7 protein-coding genes are annotated in these 18200 nt (G+C 62.9%); 4 read left to right on the top strand and 3 right to left on the bottom strand.

Features of this window, described 5'->3' with window-relative positions:
- Positions 1–13 precede the first annotated feature (13 nt).
- The 3 genes from QM712_RS03240 to QM712_RS03230 are packed head-to-tail and all read right to left on the bottom strand — an operon-like array spanning position 14 to position 14442.
- Positions 14–3223 carry a non-ribosomal peptide synthetase gene (locus QM712_RS03240; protein WP_415021596.1) on the bottom strand — a complete coding sequence of 1070 codons (3210 nt, stop codon included), beginning with the start codon at positions 3221–3223 and terminating at the stop codon, positions 14–16.
- Entirely contained in the window at positions 3216–8099 is a 4884-nt protein-coding gene (locus tag QM712_RS03235) for an aminotransferase class III-fold pyridoxal phosphate-dependent enzyme (RefSeq protein ID WP_415021595.1), read from the bottom strand. Before QM712_RS03235 ends, QM712_RS03240 begins: the two co-directional genes overlap by 8 nt.
- Before the next feature lies 1 nt (position 8100).
- Positions 8101–14442 carry an amino acid adenylation domain-containing protein gene (locus QM712_RS03230; protein ID WP_415021594.1) on the bottom strand — a complete coding sequence of 2114 codons (6342 nt, stop codon included), beginning with the start codon at positions 14440–14442 and terminating at the stop codon, positions 8101–8103.
- Between the two features lie 187 nt (positions 14443–14629).
- On the opposite strand from QM712_RS03230, the gene QM712_RS03225 reads away from it, so the two are divergent.
- Genes QM712_RS03225 through QM712_RS03210 form a run of 4 tightly spaced genes read left to right on the top strand, consistent with a single transcriptional unit; the run spans position 14630 to position 18133 of the window.
- The gene (locus QM712_RS03225) at positions 14630–15595 is read left to right on the top strand and encodes a hypothetical protein (RefSeq protein ID WP_415021593.1); all 966 of its coding nucleotides are present in this window, start codon (positions 14630–14632) and stop codon (positions 15593–15595) included.
- The gene (locus QM712_RS03220) at positions 15592–16410 is read left to right on the top strand and encodes a 4'-phosphopantetheinyl transferase family protein (protein ID WP_415021592.1); all 819 of its coding nucleotides are present in this window, start codon (positions 15592–15594) and stop codon (positions 16408–16410) included. Before QM712_RS03225 ends, QM712_RS03220 begins: the two co-directional genes overlap by 4 nt.
- A 50-nt stretch (positions 16411–16460) precedes the next feature.
- Positions 16461–17168: an alpha/beta fold hydrolase gene (locus QM712_RS03215; RefSeq protein WP_415021591.1), complete on the top strand. Its 708-nt coding sequence runs from the start codon at positions 16461–16463 to the stop codon at positions 17166–17168.
- Complete coding sequence (locus QM712_RS03210) at positions 17165–18133, top strand: alpha/beta fold hydrolase (protein ID WP_415021590.1); 969 nt, start codon at positions 17165–17167, stop codon at positions 18131–18133. Before QM712_RS03215 ends, QM712_RS03210 begins: the two co-directional genes overlap by 4 nt.
- The last annotated feature ends 67 nt before the right edge of the window (positions 18134–18200 follow it).

Genomic DNA, 18200 nt, shown 5'->3' with positions numbered 1-18200 from the left:
AAGAAATCGATGGTCATGCAATCCCCTTGGCGGCAGGCGGCCGTGCAACCGCGGCTTCGGCCTGCGCTGCCACTTGCCGCAGCGTTTGGAAGAACAGGCTTCTCGGATCCATGCGCCAGCCGATCCGCGCCTGCAGTGCGACTGCGACACGCACCGCCAACAACGAGTATCCGCCAAGATCGAAGAAGTTATCTCCCGCGTTGATCTTGTCGACCCGCAACGCCTCGCTCCAAATCGCGGCGAGAAGCTGCTCCATGCCCGGCGCCGGCGGCTCGCTGAGAGGAACGTCTTCGCCAACCGGGCGAAATACGTTGGGGAGTGCCGCGACATCGAGCTTGCCGTTCGCCGTCAGCGGAAGCGCCTGCAGCGTCACGACAAAGGATGGGATCATGTAGTCCGGCAGGCTGGTCCGCAGATATTTTCGGACGTCGCTGACGGTCAGGTCTTCTCCGCCATCGACGACGACGTAAGCAACGACACGCGTGTCGCCGGGGCGAGCCTCGCGCGTGATGACGGCGGACTGACGGACCAGCGGATGGGCATTGAGCGTTGCCTCGATCTCACCGAGCTCGATGCGGAATCCGCGGATCTTGACCTGCGCGTCGATGCGCCCCAGGAACTCGAGGTCGCCATCGGGCAGCCGGCGGGCCAGGTCGCCGGCCCGGTAGAGGCGGGCCGAACCGGACGGATCGAAGCGATCCTTGACGAAACGCTGGGCCGTCAGCTCGGGACGGTTGAGGTAGCCGTTGGCGACGCCGGAGCCGCCGACCCAGATTTCGCCGGGAACCCCGACCGGGACCGGCTCCCCGCGCTCGTCCAGGAGGTGGATGTACAGGTCCGGGATCGGCTTGCCGATCACGCTGCCACGGCCGGCCTCGACGTCCGCCCGCGTGATCGGACGGTAGGTGACATGCACCGTGGTCTCGGTGATGCCGTACATGTTGACCAGTCTCGGCCTGGCATCGCCATAGCGCTCGATCCAGGGCTTGAGCGACTGCAGCTCCAGCGCCTCGCCGCCGAAGATGATCTCGCGCAGTGCATAGGCCGCGGGCGCCTCCTCACGGTCGGCCTGAATGAGCTGGCGGAAGGCGGACGGGGTCTGGTTGAGGATCGTGACCCCCTCGTCGACCAGCAGCTTGCGGAACACCGCCGGATCCCGGCTGATCCAATAGGGGACGATGACGAGGCGTCCGCCGTAGAGCAATGCCCCCCACAGTTCCCAGACCGAGAAGTCGAACGCATAGGAGTGGAACAGCGTCCACACGTCGCTCGGACCGAACCCGAACCAGGCGTCGGTTGCGCTGAACAGGCGCGCGACATTGGCATGGGTGACGAGAACGCCCTTGGGCTTGCCGGTGGAGCCCGAGGTGTAGATGACGTAGGCCAGATCCTCCGGAGCCGAGCCGACATCCGGATTGGTCTCCGGATGACCGCTCCCCGCGGCCGCGATATCGAGGCACTCGGCACCGTCGAGCTGCAGCGATTCCCCGACCTTGCTGCTTGCCAGCACGAGGCGCGCCCTGGCGTCGCCGACGATGAAGGCGAGGCGGTCGCGGGGATAGTCGGGATCGAGCGGGAGGTAGGCGGCGCCGGCCTTGAGGATGGCGAGAATGCCGACGGCGACGTCGGCATTGCGCTCGACGGCCAGGCCGACGATGTCGTTGCGCTGAACGCCCTTCTGCCGCAGCGCATGGGCCAGGCGGTTGGCCCTGGCATTGAGCTCACGGTAGCTCAGCCTCTCCTCGCCGGCCGCCACAGCCTCCGAATCCGGCGCCGCGCTCACCCGCGCCTCGAACAGCGAATGCAGCGGGGCAACCGCGCATGCCGGCACGCCGGCATGCCGATTGTGCTCTTCGGCACCCAGCATCTGGATTCGCGCAACGGGCTGTTCCGCGTCGCGCGCAACCGCGCCGAGCAGCGTCGCCAAATAATCCAGCCAGCGCCGAATGGTGCCTGCGTCCAGGATATCGCGGTTGTAGTCGCACTCGATGAACAGATCCTGCCCGGAATCGATGACGTTGACGTTGAGATCGAACGTCACGAAACGCTTCGGGGTCTCCACCTTTTCGAGCAGGATTCCTCCGAAATCGAACGCCGCACCAATTCGGTCGATGTTGAAGACAACGGAAACCAGCGCAGGACGGCTCGCATCGCGCTTGATCGGCAGCTTCGGCAACAAGCTGCTGAACGTCACATTCGGATGCGCCTGCCCCTCGCGAAACGTGGAGCGCACGTGCTTCAGAAACTGGGTGAAAGTCGAATTCGGCTCCACCTGGCAGCGCAGCGGCAAAGTCGTGACGCAATGCGCAACCAGATGACCGTTCTCGAGCTCGGATTGGCCTGCAATCGGGATGCCGATAATCAGGTCATCCTGGCCGGACAACCGGAACATCAGAACTTCGAACGTAGCGAGCAACGTGTGAAAGAGAGTTGCCCCCTGGCTCGCGCCGACCGCTTTGATCTGTCTGTAGAGCTCCGGCTCGATGCGAAGCGTCTCGCGGGCTCCGCTGCGCGATCGCATCGCCGGTCGCTTGTGGTCGAGCGGAAGATCGAGCGCAGGCAACTCACCGCTCAGCCGCCCAAGCCAGTAGGCCTCGTCGGAAGCTGCTTCCTTCGCACCGGCCGTCTCCGCGACATACGACCGATAGCTCATCGGCTCGGCCAGTTGGGCTTCAAGTCCAAAGCAACCCGCGGCATAGCCGGCCGCAAGATCGGAGAACAGCACCGAAGATGACCAGCCATCACACACGATGTGGTGTATCGTCACGATCAGAACATGTGAATCGGCGGTCTCGCGGACCACTTTGGCTCGCAACAGCGGGCCGTTGACGAGATCGAAGGGATCGCTGACTTCTCGATCCAGGATTTTGGAAATCACCTGCTGCCGTTGCGACGCGTCGACCCCGCTGAGATCCTCGAGTCCAAGCTTGATGTCGCTTTCGGCTGCAATCCGCTGCTGGTCCCCCTTCTCGTCGAAGCGAGCACGCAACCCGTCATGCCGCTGCACGACCTGGTCCAGCGCGCTCTGCATCACCTCGACCAGAAGCGGTCCTTTGAGATGCAGTGCGAAGCACTGGTTAAACGCACAGCTGGCTTCGGGGCCCATCTGCGACTCGACCCAAACCTCGCTCTGCTGCACCGTGAGCGGAAGCGATACGACCGGGACGTCGGCAAACGGATCGAAGTCGACCGGTACGAAATCCGTTCCATTGATGTCAGGCATCGGCGGCGCTCCTGAGATTGAGCTGCAGGAATTTTCCCCGCCGATCGGGATCCGGCACGAACCAGGCCTTGTTTCCCTGCGCATCGCGCCCCAATCGGGCGCCGGCTATCGGCGGTGAGTCCTCCCGATGCCCGGGCAGGAAATCTGCCCGCTGCATCTCCTCGAGCGACCTGCCGAAGGCATCCGCGACGCGGTCGAGATCGGCATCCGAATGAGCGAGCGTCAAGAAGCCCGGCCGGCCCTCCCAGATATGGACACCGTGGCGACGCATGTAGGCGAAGAACAAGGACGCCAATGGCGCGTCGCTGGGAACATCGAACATGAACCACGACGCGAAATGGCGCAGACGTACCGGCGCCGACGCCTCCTCGGCAATGTCGTTCAAACGCTTGACGAAGCGTAGCGTGCGCATGTTCAGCTCACGCTGGAGGTCCTGACCGCCGTCGCGCAGACGCTCGAGCACGGCGCGTGCTCCTGCGAGCGCAAGGGGATGGCGCACGAACGTCCCGGCAAAGAAGGTGACCCCCACCTCCGGACCGGACTCGTCGCCAAAGCGCCATGTTCCGCCATCGAGCGCATCGAGGAATCGGGCATCACCCGCGATGATTCCGATCGGCAGGCCGCCGCCGAGCACTTTGCCATACGTCGCCAGGTCCGCCTTGATACCGAATACGGATTGCATCCCTCCCGGATGCACGCGGAAGCCCGTTACGACCTCGTCGAACACCAGTGCCGTGCCGGACGCCGCAGTGATGGCGCGAAGTTCGTGCAGGAACTCCCGGGGTTGAAGATCCGGCCGCCTGCTCTGCACCGGCTCAACCAGCACGGCCGCAAGCTCGTCGGCGCGGGCCCTGATGACGTCGAGTGCCGCCTCCTGTCCATATTCCAGCACGATGACGTTGTCGGTCATCGCCTCGGGAATGCCGGGCGCGATCGGCCGCGCTCGCGGCGCGCCGTCGCGCGTCGCCGGACGTGCCAGGACTTCGTCGAAGATTCCATGATACGCGCCGGCAAACATGACGATCTTGTCGCGGCCCGTCACCGTGCGCGCCGTCCTGATCGCTGCGGTGACGGCCTCCGACCCCGTGTTGCAGAACGCCGCGCGCTCCATTCCGACCATCTCGCAGATGAGCTCGGCGACTTCGCCGGCCATCGGAGATTGAGGACCGATTTCGACGCCGGCATCGAGCTGGGTCTTCAACGCAGAACGGATGAATTCGGGATTGTGCCCGAAGAACACGGATCCGAACCCATTCACGAGGTCGACATACTCGTTGCCGTCGACATCCCACAAGCGCGATCCCTGCGAGCGTACGCTCACGATCGGATAGACGATCTCCTTCCAATGCTGACGGAACCCGGCATTCGAGCGCGGGTCGGAAAGATGGTTGCGGTGCTTCGCAGCCAGTTCCTTCGATTTTTTCGTGGCCTGGCTGTAGAGCTGGGTAAAGGCTCCGAGATTGTGCCGCTGCTCGGCGCTGAGCGCACTCCTGACACCCGTGACCGGCGGCCGATAAGGCCCGAAGGCCTGCGACGGAGCCTCGGTCCGCTTCGCGTCCGGTGCACTCGGAAGCGGTTGCGCAACATTCGCCGGCACCGCTGATACCGTCGGCGCAGCCGCGGGGGTGGCTGGCGCAACACGCTGCGACGCGAGCTGTTGCAGTATGTCCAGCTGCCGCGCCATCAACTGCGCGTTCTGACCGAGAAGCTGGATGAGGTCGAGCGTGTCGCCGCCTCGCGCATGAGGCAATTCGACATGAGTTGCCGTCGCTGCAGGAGGATTCGCTGCCGCTGCACCCGCAACCTCCGTTCGTGGTGGTTGTGCCACTGAGGGGGTCGCATCGGGAGCGGCAGACGGCAGACGCTCGGCGAGCGTTGCAATGGTCGCGTGATCATCAAGCAATTCTCTGAACTTGATCTTGGCACCAAACCGCTTGTTGACCGCTGCCGCAGCCTGGGTCAGCGCCAGCGAGTCGAGGCCAAGCTCGACCAGCGGAACCGTTGGATCAAGGCTCCCGGCCTCCAATCCCGACAGGTCGGCCAACAACCGACGAAGACTCTCAACATTCGACGCTGAACTGGACATGATCTTGCTCGATGTGTTGGCTTGCGCTGTGGTCAGGTCGATGCCTTGCACAGCAGCCTGAGGCGCCACGCTCTGGGGAATGTTCTGCGGACCTGACGATTTGGTTGGGCTCGATCGGTTCTGAGACGGTGGGTCAACCCAGTATCTCGTCCGTTCGAATGCATAGGTTGGAAGCGATATTCGTCGGCGGCGGCGCCCCTCGTTGAAGGCTTGCCAGTCGACCGGACAGCCGGCGCACCACAGTTCGCCAAGCGCTTGAAGCGTATGTCCCAGTTTCCCAGCCTCTTCGGGCTCGGCCGGCAGCGACGTCAGCATCGGCGCTCCAGACGGGCGCGAGCCGTGTTGCCGCGCAAACGTCTCGAGCGTGCGACCGGGTCCGACCTCGAGCAACACCAGCGCTCCCTCGCGCAAGCGCCGCACGCCTTCCGAGAACCGCACCGGCTGACGCATCTGCCGGGCCCAATAAGCGGGGTCGACCGCCTCGGAGTTGTCGATCAACTCCCCTGCGAGGCTGGATATCCAGGGCGTGCGTGGAGTCTTGGGGCCCGCCTCCCGAACGATCTGTTGGAGGGATTCGACGATCGCGTCCATCGCCGGCGAGTGGAACGCATGAGACGTTTCGAGCCGACGATGGGCGATCGATCGGCCGGACAGTTCGCGCTCGAACTCAGCGATGGCATCGTGAGCGCCGGACACCACCACGAGCCCGGGCGTGTTGTAGGCCGCGACACACACTCCCTCGGTGAGAAGACCTGCCAGCCCCGCCGGCTGCGTCTTTACAGCGAGCATGGCGCCCGACGGCAGGGCCTGCATCATCGCCGCGCGTTTCGCGACGAGCTTCAAGGCCGCATCCCGTTCGAACGTGCCCGCAATCGTCGCCGAGACGTACTCGCCGAGACTGTGCCCGATCGATATGGCCGGCTGCACGCCCCACGACATCCACAGGCGCGCGAGCGCATGCTCGACGGCGAACAACGCCGGTTGGGTGAAGCGGGTCTGCCTGATTTCGTCCCTCGCGGAACTCTCGCGGTCGAATCCGGGGTAGATGATCTGTCTCAGATCCCGGCCCAGAATGGGACGGAGCACTTCGCAGGATTCATCGATCTCACGTCGAAACAGGGGCTCTTCATCGTACAGGGATCGGCCCATGCCGACATACTGCGATCCCTGCCCCGGAAACATGAACGCCACGCCCTCGAACGAGGCCGCCGATCGCGGCACCTTTGTCGTGGCAGGCGTCGCGGACAGAACCTTCCGCGCGCTCTCGTGATCACTGCAGGAGAACGCCTGGCGATATTCGAACGCACGTCGTCCGGTCTGTAGGGTGAATGCCGTGTCAGGCAAATCCAGCTCGGGTTCCTGCGCGAGATGCTCGGTCAGCCGTCGACGCTGCTCCTCAAGACCCGCCGGAGTCCGCGCTGAAAGGACAATCAGATGGCTCGATCGCCCGGCCTCTGATGACGCGGCCTTGGGAGCTTCCTCGAGGACCACATGGGCGTTGGTCCCACCGACGCCGAAAGAGCTCACGCCCGCACGCAGAGGATGACCACCGGCGTCCCACGGCCGGCACTGCGTGTTCACGACAAAGGGCGTATTCTCCAGATCGAGCTTCGGATTGGCAGCCCGGAAGTGCAGCGTTGCCGGGAGTGTGCGGTGATACAGCGCCAGGGCGGTCTTGATCAGGCCGGCCACGCCTGCCGCGGCATCGAGATGGCCGATATTGGTTTTCAGAGAGCCCAGCGCGCAACTGCCGTTGCGGACCGCTCCGCCCGCCCGGAACGCTTGCGTCAGGCCGGCGATCTCGATCGGATCCCCGAGGCTGGTCCCCGTTCCGTGGGCTTCGACGTAAGATATCGTGTCGGGATCAATGCCGGCGAGAGCGTGCGCGCTCGCGATGACTTGGGCGTGCCCTTCGACGCTTGGCGCCGTAAAGCTGACTTTTGCACTACCATCGTTGTTGAGCGCCGCGCCTTTGATCACTGCGTAGATGCGGTCGTTGCTCGCGATCGCATCCGACAGACGACGCAGGACCACGATGCCAAGGCCGTTGCTGAAGACCGTACCCCCGGCATCCGCATCGAACGCCCGGCAGTGGCCGTCGGGAGAGGTGATCGCTCCCTCCTGCGAAAGGTAGCCGCGCTTCTGCGGCAACGTGATCGAGACACCGCCGGCGAGTGCCATGTCGCACTGCCACGTCGACAGGCTTTGCACGGCCGTCGCGACCGCCACCAACGACGTCGAACAGGCCGTCACGATATTGAGCGCGGGTCCCCGGAGGTCGAGCTTGTAGGCCACGCGGGTGGCGAGATAATCCTTCTCGTTACCCATCATCGTAGTCAACCAGCCTACGAGTTCAGTAACGTCTTTGCGCTCGATCAGGTTCTTGAAGTACGTATTGTTGCTTGCGCCGGCATAGACTCCAATGGGACCGGCAAACGAACGCGGATCATACCCTGCGTCCTCCAGCGCCTCCCACGCAGCTTCCAGGAATATCCGCTGTTGAGGGTCAAGAACCTCAGCCTCCCGCGGGGTGATGCCGAAGAAGCCGGCATCGAACTTGTCGACGTCTTCGATAATGCCGCGCGCCGCGACATATGCGGGGTCTGAGCGAGCGGCCAGTTCGTCGGCGTCCGCCGGATCAAGTTCGTCGGCACGGAAGGAGGAAATCGTCTCGCGGCCTTCCAGCAGGTTCCGCCACAGTTCTGCGGGAGACCGGGCGCCTGGAAAGCGGCCCGCCATGCCCACAATGGCAATTCCGTCGTCCGGGTCGTAGTTCTGCGAATACGACATCTTACACCAGCCTGGCTCTCGCGCGCTGCTTGGCGAAGGCAGCGCGCTGCTTCGATGCGCGGTCGGCCGCGTATTCCGCTTGCCGCTCCACTTGTCCGGTGTCGCCTGAGGAGCTGAGGAAAGCTGCCAGCGAGCGGATGGTCGGAAATTCCAGCAACTTGACGATCTGAATGCGAACGTCGAAATCGCGTTCAACGAGGCGATGCATCCGCAGCAGAAGAAGCGACTGGCCGCCGGCATCGAAGAAATTATCGTCGACGCCAATATCCGATCGGGCCAGCAAGGACGCCCAGATCGCAACGAGCTTCCGCTCCGTCTCGCTTTCCGCAACCCGCATTGGAGCAACAGTCTGCAAGCGCAGGATATCCGAGGCCCGGGCGACGGTCGCAGCTTTGCCGCGCCGTTCAACCGGCAGGCTCGCGATCAGGTCGGCTACCGTTGCTGCCGGCTCGCCAAATGCCAGCGCCGCCAGGATGACGGGAAGATCGTCCGCAATGGCTGCGATCGTGCCACGATCGATACGGCTCTCATCATAGATCAGCCTCAAAGTCAGCTGGTCGCCGGGACTGACGGCGAGCGTCAGTGCGTAGTTCGTCGCCTCCGGCGTCTGAACCGGGCTCAGTGTTGCGTCCCGCCCCAGACGCCCGATCGCGGCATCCACCTGATAGTTCTGGAACACCAGAAGACTATCGAACAGCCGCTGATGCCAAGGCACCTTGCTCACGCCCTGAATGACGTCGCCCGGCACGAATTGATGCTGGGTGAGATCGAGCTGTTGAGCCTGGAGACGCGACACCCAAGATCTCAACGGCTCGGCCGGTTCGAACCTGACGCGCACCGGCACGTTGGTCACGCATGGTCCAATCAACGTATCGATGCCGTCGACATGTTCGGATCGCCCCGACAACGTCGCTCCGAACACGACGTCTTGCGTTTCCGCGTAATAGCCGAGCAACAACGCCCAGCCTGCTTGCACGAGCGTACTCAGAGTGCTTCCGGTCGATTGCCCCAGGGAGCGCAGGCCCACCGTCGCCTGCTGCGACAGTTGCACCCGAATTTCGTCGGGCTGCGATTGACCGTCTCGCTTGCGCGCAGGCGTCGCTGCCACGGAACTCAGGCGGAGAGGCGTCGGCGAAGCAAAATCGGAGAGCATTTTCTCCCAGTAGGCGGATGACGACGTTCGCTGGCGCGTCAGCCACCTGACATATTGGGCATATTCCAGAGGACTTCTCAGAGTCGGCTGCCGACGATCGGTCAGGGCAGTATAGATCGTTGCGATCTCACCGAACAGACGAGGCCAAGACCAACCGTCAATGCATAGATGGTGGGTGGTCCAGAGCAGCTGCCATTCTTCTTCCGCCAGGTGCAGCAACCTGACCCGCATCAAGGGGGGCCGCGAGAGATCGAAGGGAGTTGCCGCGTCATGCTCGAGGTCGCGCTCCGTCGCGCCGCTGCGTGCATCCGGGGCTAGGTGCCGCCGGTCCTCCTCCTGCCACGGCAGAACGACCTCCGGCATCACGATCTGGATCGGCTCGCCGCCGTCCGAACTCACGAAACCCGTCCGCAGGATGGCATGCCGCGCGACGACCTGATCGAAGGCCGCGCTCAACAATAGAGGATCGAGCTTTCCTTCGATTCGGAATTGCCACTGTTCCAACCCCACCGACGAGCCGGCCTGCTCCATGACGTAGAACAGTCGCTGCATGGGGGTGAGCGGATATGCATCGGTGAAGCCGCGATAAAGCTGCCAGAGGCGATCAATCTCGGTCTGGTTGATGGAGAGAAGCGGCAGATCGGACGGAGTACGCCCTCCCGCATTCACCTCCCGGCAGTGGTCGACAATGGCGCGCAAGGCCGCAATGAAATCGGATGCCAGCGATTCCACGTTCGCCCTGCCCATCTGCTTCGGGCTGAAGATCCATTCCGCTCGCAGCCTGCCGGAGCGCATCTGCGCCAGCACTTCCAGTGCGTGAGTTCGACAGCCACTTTCGGCGTGCCAGCGCCCGATCGGCTCGGAGGCAAATGCGAAAAGAGCGGAGTCGCGCGTGACCTGGTCAAACTGTCCCAGATAGTTGAAAAGCAATTGCGGGCGTTCGCGGTACGCGAGGCTCGCTCTCATCGTGGGATCCGCGGAGCAATAGCGCAGCAGGCCGTAGGTAAGACCGCGATCGGGAATCTTTCGAACCTGTTCCTTCACGGACTTGAGAACCGCTTCGATGCTCTTTTCCGTCGGCAAGTCGAGACGCAATGGAAACAGCGATGTGAACCAGCCGATGGTGCGCGACAGATCCAGATTGCCGCCAATGTCCTCACGGCCATGGCCTTCCGTTTCGATCAGGAAGGCGTTTTCTCCCGTGCTTCGCTGGAGCGCGATGGCGAGTGCCGACAACAAGACATCGTTGATCTGGGTCCGGTAGGCGTTAGGTACCTCCTGAAGCAGAGCCGCGGTCTCGGTCTCGGTGAGTTCGACCGTAAACGAGCTGGCATCGGCTTCAATACTATCGGCACAAGACAGCGGGAGCGAAGCGAACGGTGCCGCGATCATCGCTTGCCAGCTTCGCGCCGCTGCCTCGACGGTCTCTTGTCCGGCGTATTCGCGAAGGCTGGCCGCCCATGTCTGATAGTCAGTCGTTGCCTCGGGAAATTCGACCGGTTTTCCTTCACGCAGGGAGCTGTAGGCGGCCTGCAGATCCTCCATCAGGATACGCCAGGAGACACCGTCGATCGCAAGATGGTGCGCGGCAATTAACAATCGATCCGGTTGGCCGCCGCCGAGCCGAAAAACGATCGCGCACAGCAATGGTCCTGCTTCGATGTTCAGAGAGCCCTGCGCCAAAGCGCATTTCGCTTCGATAGCCCCCGCCAGGGCCTCTGCCGGCAAAGACGAGAGATCATGACAAGCGACGGCGATCACCCCGCCCTCGTCCGCCAGGGTCGACTCCCAACCTCCGTCGCTTCGTCGAAAACGAAGACGAAAGGCATCATGATGCCGGCAGACGGATCCGATTGCCTTTTCCAGAATTTTCAGGTCGATGTCAGACGGGACCTCGAACAAGAACGCCTGGTTCCAGTGATGCAGCTCCGAAAAGCCTTGCTCGAAGAACCAGTGCTGAATGGGCGTGAGGGCGGACCTGCCGACCAGGCGTGGCGCCGCCGGCACTGCGATCGGCGCGCGCCCATCAACGCAACGGGCCAACGCTGCCACCGTCGGGTGTTCGAACAGATCACGCGTCGCGAGGCTGCTAATTCCGGCGCGACGACAATTGGCGACGATCTGGATGCTGAGGATCGAGTCCCCGCCAAGCGCAAAGAAGTTGTCATCCGCTCCGACGCGGTCGAGCCGCAGAACCGCGGCCCAGACCGACGCGATCTTGCGCTCAGTCTCGGAGGATGGCTCGACGTACGCGAGAGGCGTCGCCTGGGGGAGGTCTGAACGTGGTGCGGGAAGCCTGGATTTGTCGAGCTTTCCGTTTGCGTTGAGCGGGATGGCAGCGACCGTGACGAAGTGTGCGGGGATCATGTGTGCAGGCAGTGCGCCAGCAAGCGCCGTCCGCAATTCGTCCGGATCGAGGCCGGCTGCGTTGTTGCCAACCACATAGGCGACGAGCCGCTTGTCGCCTGGCGTATCCTCGCGCGCAATGACGGCAGCATCGGCGACGCCCGGGCACGCCGCGAGCGTTGCCTCGATCTCTCCGAGCTCGATGCGGAATCCGCGGATCTTGACCTGCGCGTCGATGCGCCCGAGGAACTCGATGTCGCCGTCGGGCAGCCGGCGGGCCAGATCGCCGGCCCGGTAGAGGCGAGCCGAACCGGACGGATCGAAGCGATCCTTGACGAAGCGCTGGGCCGTGAGCTCGGGACGGTTGAGGTAGCCGTTGGCGACGCCGGAGCCGCCGACCCAGATTTCGCCGGGAACCCCGACCGGGACCGGCTCCCCGCGCTCGTCCAGGAGGTGGATGTACAGGTCCGGGATCGGCTTGCCGATCACGCTGCCACGGCCGGCCTCGACGTCCGCCCGCGTGATCGGACGGTAGGTGACATGCACCGTGGTCTCGGTGATGCCGTACATGTTGACCAGTCTCGGCCTGGCATCGCCATAGCGCTCGATCCAGGGCTTGAGCGACTGCAGCTCCAGCGCCTCGCCGCCGAAGATGATCTCGCGCAGTGCATAGGCCGCGGGCGCCTCCTCACGGTCGGCCTGAATGAGCTGGCGGAAGGCGGACGGGGTCTGGTTGAGGATCGTGACCCCCTCGTCGACCAGCAGCTTGCGGAACACCGCCGGATCCCGGCTGATCCAATAGGGGACGATGACGAGGCGTCCGCCGTAGAGCAATGCCCCCCACAGTTCCCAGACCGAGAAGTCGAACGCATAGGAGTGGAACAGCGTCCACACGTCGCTCGGACCGAACCCGAACCAGGCGTCGGTTGCGCTGAACAGGCGCGCGACATTGGCATGGGTGACGAGAACGCCCTTGGGCTTGCCGGTGGAGCCCGAGGTGTAGATGACGTAGGCCAGATCCTCCGGAGCCGAGCCGACATCCGGATTGGTCTCCGGATGACCGCTCCCCGCGGCCGCGATATCGAGGCACTCGGCACCGTCGAGCTGCAGCGATTCCCCGACCTTGCTGCTTGCCAGCACGAGGCGCGCCCTGGCGTCGCCGACGATGAAGGCGAGGCGGTCGCGGGGATAGTCGGGATCGAGCGGGAGGTAGGCGGCGCCGGCCTTGAGGATGGCGAGAATGCCGACGGCGACGTCGGCATTGCGCTCGACGGCCAGGCCGACGATGTCGTTGCGCTGAACGCCCTTCTGCCGCAGCGCATGGGCCAGGCGGTTGGCCCTGGCATTGAGCTCACGGTAGCTCAGCCTCTCCTCGCCGGCCGCCACAGCCTCCGAATCCGGCGTCGCGCTCACCCGCGCCTCGAACAGCGAATGCAGCGGGGCGACCGCGCATGCAGTCAACGCTTCGTGGGACAGCATTTCGGTCCGCTCATCGGCGGGCAGCATGCTCAGGTCGCCGAGCCGGGCAGAGCCGTCCGAGCGTAGAACGCGCTCCGCCATGTCGACCAGCAACGTCTCGAGATAGCGCGCCATGCGGCGCGCGGTCCCATCGTCAAAACGACCGCACGCGTATTCGATGCGAAGCAGGAGCCGCTCACCCCCGTAGGCAATGAGTGCGAGCGGGAAATTCGTCTGTCCGACATAGCGGAAGAAGCGGCTCTGCCATTCAGCTCCCAGCGCCTTGAGTTGCGCGTCGAGGGTCAGATGCTCGTAGACGACGATGCTCTCGAACAGCGGCCGGCCTCGTTCGACATCGCTCCATCCCTGCACCCTTGCAAGCGGTGTGTGCTCGTGCGGGCGCATCGCCACGCTTTGGCTTCGAATGGCCGCGAGCCATGTGCAGAGCTCAGCCGCCGGATCGATATCCATCCGCACGGGAAGCGTATTGATCAACAGACCGATGATGCCGTCGGCACCGGGGATGCCAGACCTTCGGCATGCCCTGGTTGCGCCGAAGACCACATCGCGCTCGCCGCTCAGGCGACCAAGCAGAAGCGCCCATGCGCCCTGCAGAAGAGTATTGGTGGTGACGCCAGCCGCGGACGCTGCCGACTGGATCGCCCGGGTGCGTTCAGGCGCAACCTCGAGCTCGACATGACTGAACTCGCCGACATCCTCTCCATGCGAACGGCCGGAGTTCCCTCGCTCGACCCAGAGCCGCACGGGCACCCGAAACCCGGCAAGCAATTCCTTCCAGTACGCTCGCGATGCAGCCTCGTCCTGGGCATTTACCCATTCCACGTGGCTACGAAAGTCCGGCGCGAATGGCGACCCCGGCTGCTGCGCAGCGTCCTCGGACTGAATGGATCCAAAAACCTCGCGCAGGATGAGTGGAAACGCCCGGCCATCAAGCAGGATGTGGTGGAACGTCCACACCATGACAACCTGCGTTGCCGTCCGAATGAATGTCAGGCGTGAGAGCGGAGCTTGTCCGAGATCGAATCCTTGCCGCCGATCAGCCGACAGAAACGTATCGAGCTGCCGGTCCTGTTCACACTGATCGAGCCCGCTCCAGTCGAGCTTCTCGACGGGCAGTTCGACGTGAGATTGCACTTCCTGGAAGGGCTGCGGACAATCCAGCCATCGAAACGACGTGCGCAAGACCGGGTAGCGTTGCGTCACATGCCGCCAGCCATCGATCAGCCCGTCGATGTCGATGCCGCCGTCCAGATGCGCGACGATTTGCTGTACGTCGACGCCGCTCCCGGCTTGCATGGTCGCATGCAGAAGCATGCCGGCCTGGATCGGAGAAAGATCGTAACGATTATACGACTGACGCAACATTATAAACTTTTGACCGCTGTACGCTGAGAGCACCCAAAACGGCGCCCCGAGGCCGTTGACAGCCTATCAAATAAATTATTTAATTGTCGACGTTATTTTCGAGAATTTAAAGATTAAATTGCAGCGTTGCAGATGCTTTAAACCACGTCCTGGAGACGTGCATACGGGTTCCTTGGTGGCGTGATCGATGAATGCGGAAGGTATGCTTGTCGGTAACCGCGTGGTCGTTCGATCCGCAGGTGAAATACTATCGACGCTCGACACCAACGGCGCCCTCGATGGGTTGCCCTTCATGCCGGAAATGGTGGATTGGTGCGGAAGATCGTTTCGCATACAGCGCCGGGTCGACAAGACCTGCGTCGAGGGCCATCCGATGCGGCGGTTTCCCGCGAATGACGTCGTGGTGCTGGAGGGCCCACGCTGCGATGGAAGCAGTCACGACGGCTGCAAGCACGGCTGTCGAATTTACTGGAAGCACGCCTGGCTGCGCCCGGCGAACGAGGAGAGTGCGAGTACGGACGGCGACGGGGTGCAGTCGTCCGATCCGGCCAAGGAGGAACTGCGTTCCCGCCTCAAGGTGAAGTCGGACGAGCTGCGATATTTCTGCCAATCGACCGAGCTTTTGGGCTCAACCGAAGCCTTTCCACCGGGCCGCCACCGACGAATACGCGTCGCGCTGACCGAAATTCAAAACGGCGACATCGGACTCTTCCTGGCTTTGCAGTTGTTCGGCGCATTTTTGCGACAGAGAATATTGCGACTCTTCGGCTACGACAATTTGCTTCGGGGCCCTCACGACAGGACTCCGAAGCAGTCACTGAACTTGCAACCGGGCGAGCGCGTTCGCGTCAAATCCCGGGCCGAGATCGTCAAGACGCTCGATCACAAGATGTCCAATCGCGGCCTCGGGCTCTGCCATGAAATGATGAGATATTGCGGACATGAAACCGAGGTCCGCTATCGCGTTGACCGGCTGATCAATGAAACGACCGGCTTGATGAGGGAACTGACGGATTCAGTCACTCTCAGCGGCGTTCGGGGCTGCGGTTCTCTCGGCGAGGAATGCCTGTGCCCGGGGGAACCCGGAGACTGCCCTCGCGGCGAGCTCATGTATTGGCGGGAAATCTGGCTCGAGCGCGTGAGCGATCGATGAACACAAGGCTCGCATCGGGCGACTCCGCGGACCTAGGACGGCACGCACTCGCCCTCGGGGATCTCGAGACGTCCGACCTGGAGGTCGTTTTCATCCACCTGGATGCGTCCGCCGGCGCGAGCGTAGAGCTCTGGGATCTCCTATCCAACGACGAGCAGCGGCGCGCGGAGCGATTTCGTTATGCCGAGCACCGGCACAAATACATCCTGGCTCGGGCCGGCCTGCGGCGCCTCCTCGCGGAACGCCTGCACGTTGCCCCAAGGGCCATCGAACTGGTCGAGAATAGCTATGATAAACCCAGGCTGGCGCCTAAGCACGGGTCGACAGATCTGAAATTCAATCTGTCGCATTCCGCGAACCTTGCTGTTTACGCCTTCACCCGCGGCCCGGAAGTCGGCGTCGACGTCGAACAGGTCCGGCAGATCCCAGATGCCGCCGAGCTCGCCGAGGGCTTCTTTTCCCCGGACGAGACCGTATCGCTCAAGTCACTTCCGATCGACCAGCGCTCGTTGGCTTTTCTAGCCTGCTGGACCCGCAAGGAAGCCGTCATCAAGGCGATGGGCCTGGGATTGAGCTGTCCCCTCGATGCGTTTGACGTGACCATCGACCCACATGGCCCAGCGCGCGTGACGAGAATCGATGCAAGGTTTGGCAAGGCTGCGCATTGGCAATTGCGAGCGTTTACTCCGTGCCAGTCCTACATAGCCGCCGTTGCCTGTCACACCGGCAATCATTCTTTCGACATGGAGCCGCAAGTTCTGATCGCGCCAGCCACAGCAAGTGTGAATGACATGGCAAGCATCTCGTGGCCATGAGCCCGCCTCTGAGTTCACGTTGTTTCTTCTGTAGCAAGGGATTCGCGTAAATGACGGCGTTTCATTTCGGTAATCGCGAGCGCCGCCTTTTTGGCTATTATGAGCCAGCCCAGTCGGACTCCGCGAGGGTTCAGGCCGCACTCCTCTGCCATCCGATGGGCAACGAACAAGTCTTCGCCTATCGAACCATGAGGCAGCTCGCGACGCGCCTTGTTCGAGCCGGGTTTCACGTGCTGCGGTTCGACTATTTCGGCACTGGCGATTCCTATGGCGATGCCAGCGAGGGAGACATCGGAGGCTGGTGCGGTGACATCGAGACCGCAATCGAGGAACTGAAGGAAGTAAGCGGCGCCGCCAAAGTAAACGTGGTCGGCCTCCGGCTTGGCGCGAATCTTTCCGCGCAAGCAGCATTGCATCAGCCGCATGAAATCGACCGGCTCGTCCTTTGGGAACCTCTCGAGGCCGGCGATCTGGCAGCCGTCACGAGAGAATATCCGGCGCATCAAGCCAGCGTCGACGGAAGGGCCAACGGATCAATCGTCATTGAGGATTATGCGCGTGGTACGATCTCCGGCAATGCTGCCCGCCTGCCCAGGCGTACCCTCCTTCTCCTTACCGAACAGCCGCCCTCCCCGATCGAGTCCGGCTCTTTGACTGCCGAGTATGTTCTCGATGCTCCAGCGTGGATTGAGGAGCGGCTGACGACCGGCTCCATCCCGGCCGGGGCCCTTCAGCGCATCGTGGATTGGTTACAATGACACGCGCATTCAACGAACGAGCCGTGCATTTCGGGCGATCAGGATCGCTGCTGGGAATCCTGTCGCGCCCCTCGCCGGAAATTGAGGTCCGAAAGCCCGCGGTGGTCCTGCTCAACACCGGAATAGCTCATCGGGTCGGACACCATCGCATGTATGTGACGATGGCGCGCGAGCTTGCGGCCCTGGGTCACCTCGTATTTCGGTTCGACTTCTCCGGCATCGGCGACAGCGCCCCTCGGGCAGGCGACCTCAATCCGGTCGAAGCGCATCAGTCGGACGTGTCCGAGGCGCTGGATTGGCTGACGAGATCCTGTGACGTCACCGAAGTCGTTCTGGTTGGTCTCTGCATGGGAGCCGAAATCGCGCTTCGGTTCGGGCATTCCGATCCGCGCGTGAGCGGACTGGTGCTGCTCGACCCGGAGATACCGCCCACCAGGCGCTTTTATGTGAATTATACCCGTCACCGGCTGTTGAGGCTCAGCAGCTGGCGGTCGTTTATGGGCGGTCGAGGGCTGGTCTGGGATGGCTTTGCCGCCAAAGCAAGATCGGCCCTTGGTGAAGACGCGGCCCAGTTGCCAAGTGCGAGCGTGCAGAACTTGCACGGCGAGCTGAGGGAATTGTATCTGAAGACTTTCGAGCGCGGGTTGAATGTGCTGGTTGTCGTTGCGGGCCAAGCCTTGGACGGTCGCTATCGCGAGCAATTCTACGATGCGTTCCCCGATGTTCCCATGAGGGATTGGATTGCGTTCGAGTACTTCGAGGACGCCGATCATACCTTTAATTCGGCCGAGATCCGCGGAGCGCTTCAGGCACTCGTTCTCAGATGGGTAACGGCGCTCCCCGCTGCCGCCACGCGCGATCTGCCGGAAGCTGCGTCGGGAGACATGGCCTGCGAAGGATTCCAACCTGGCGGAGAAAGCGGGAACTCGGCATCGCCCCGCCCGCATCTCCAGATCATTAAATAGAGACCTCGTCCGATTTAATGCGCAAATACAAGATTGAAATATATTATAAAATTGCCTAGAATTTAAT

This window comes from Bradyrhizobium sp., from assembly GCF_047605465.1.
Lineage (GTDB): Bacteria > Pseudomonadota > Alphaproteobacteria > Rhizobiales > Xanthobacteraceae > Bradyrhizobium.
Note: the sequence above shows the minus strand (reverse complement) of the source record. Positions and strands in the feature narration are given on the sequence as shown.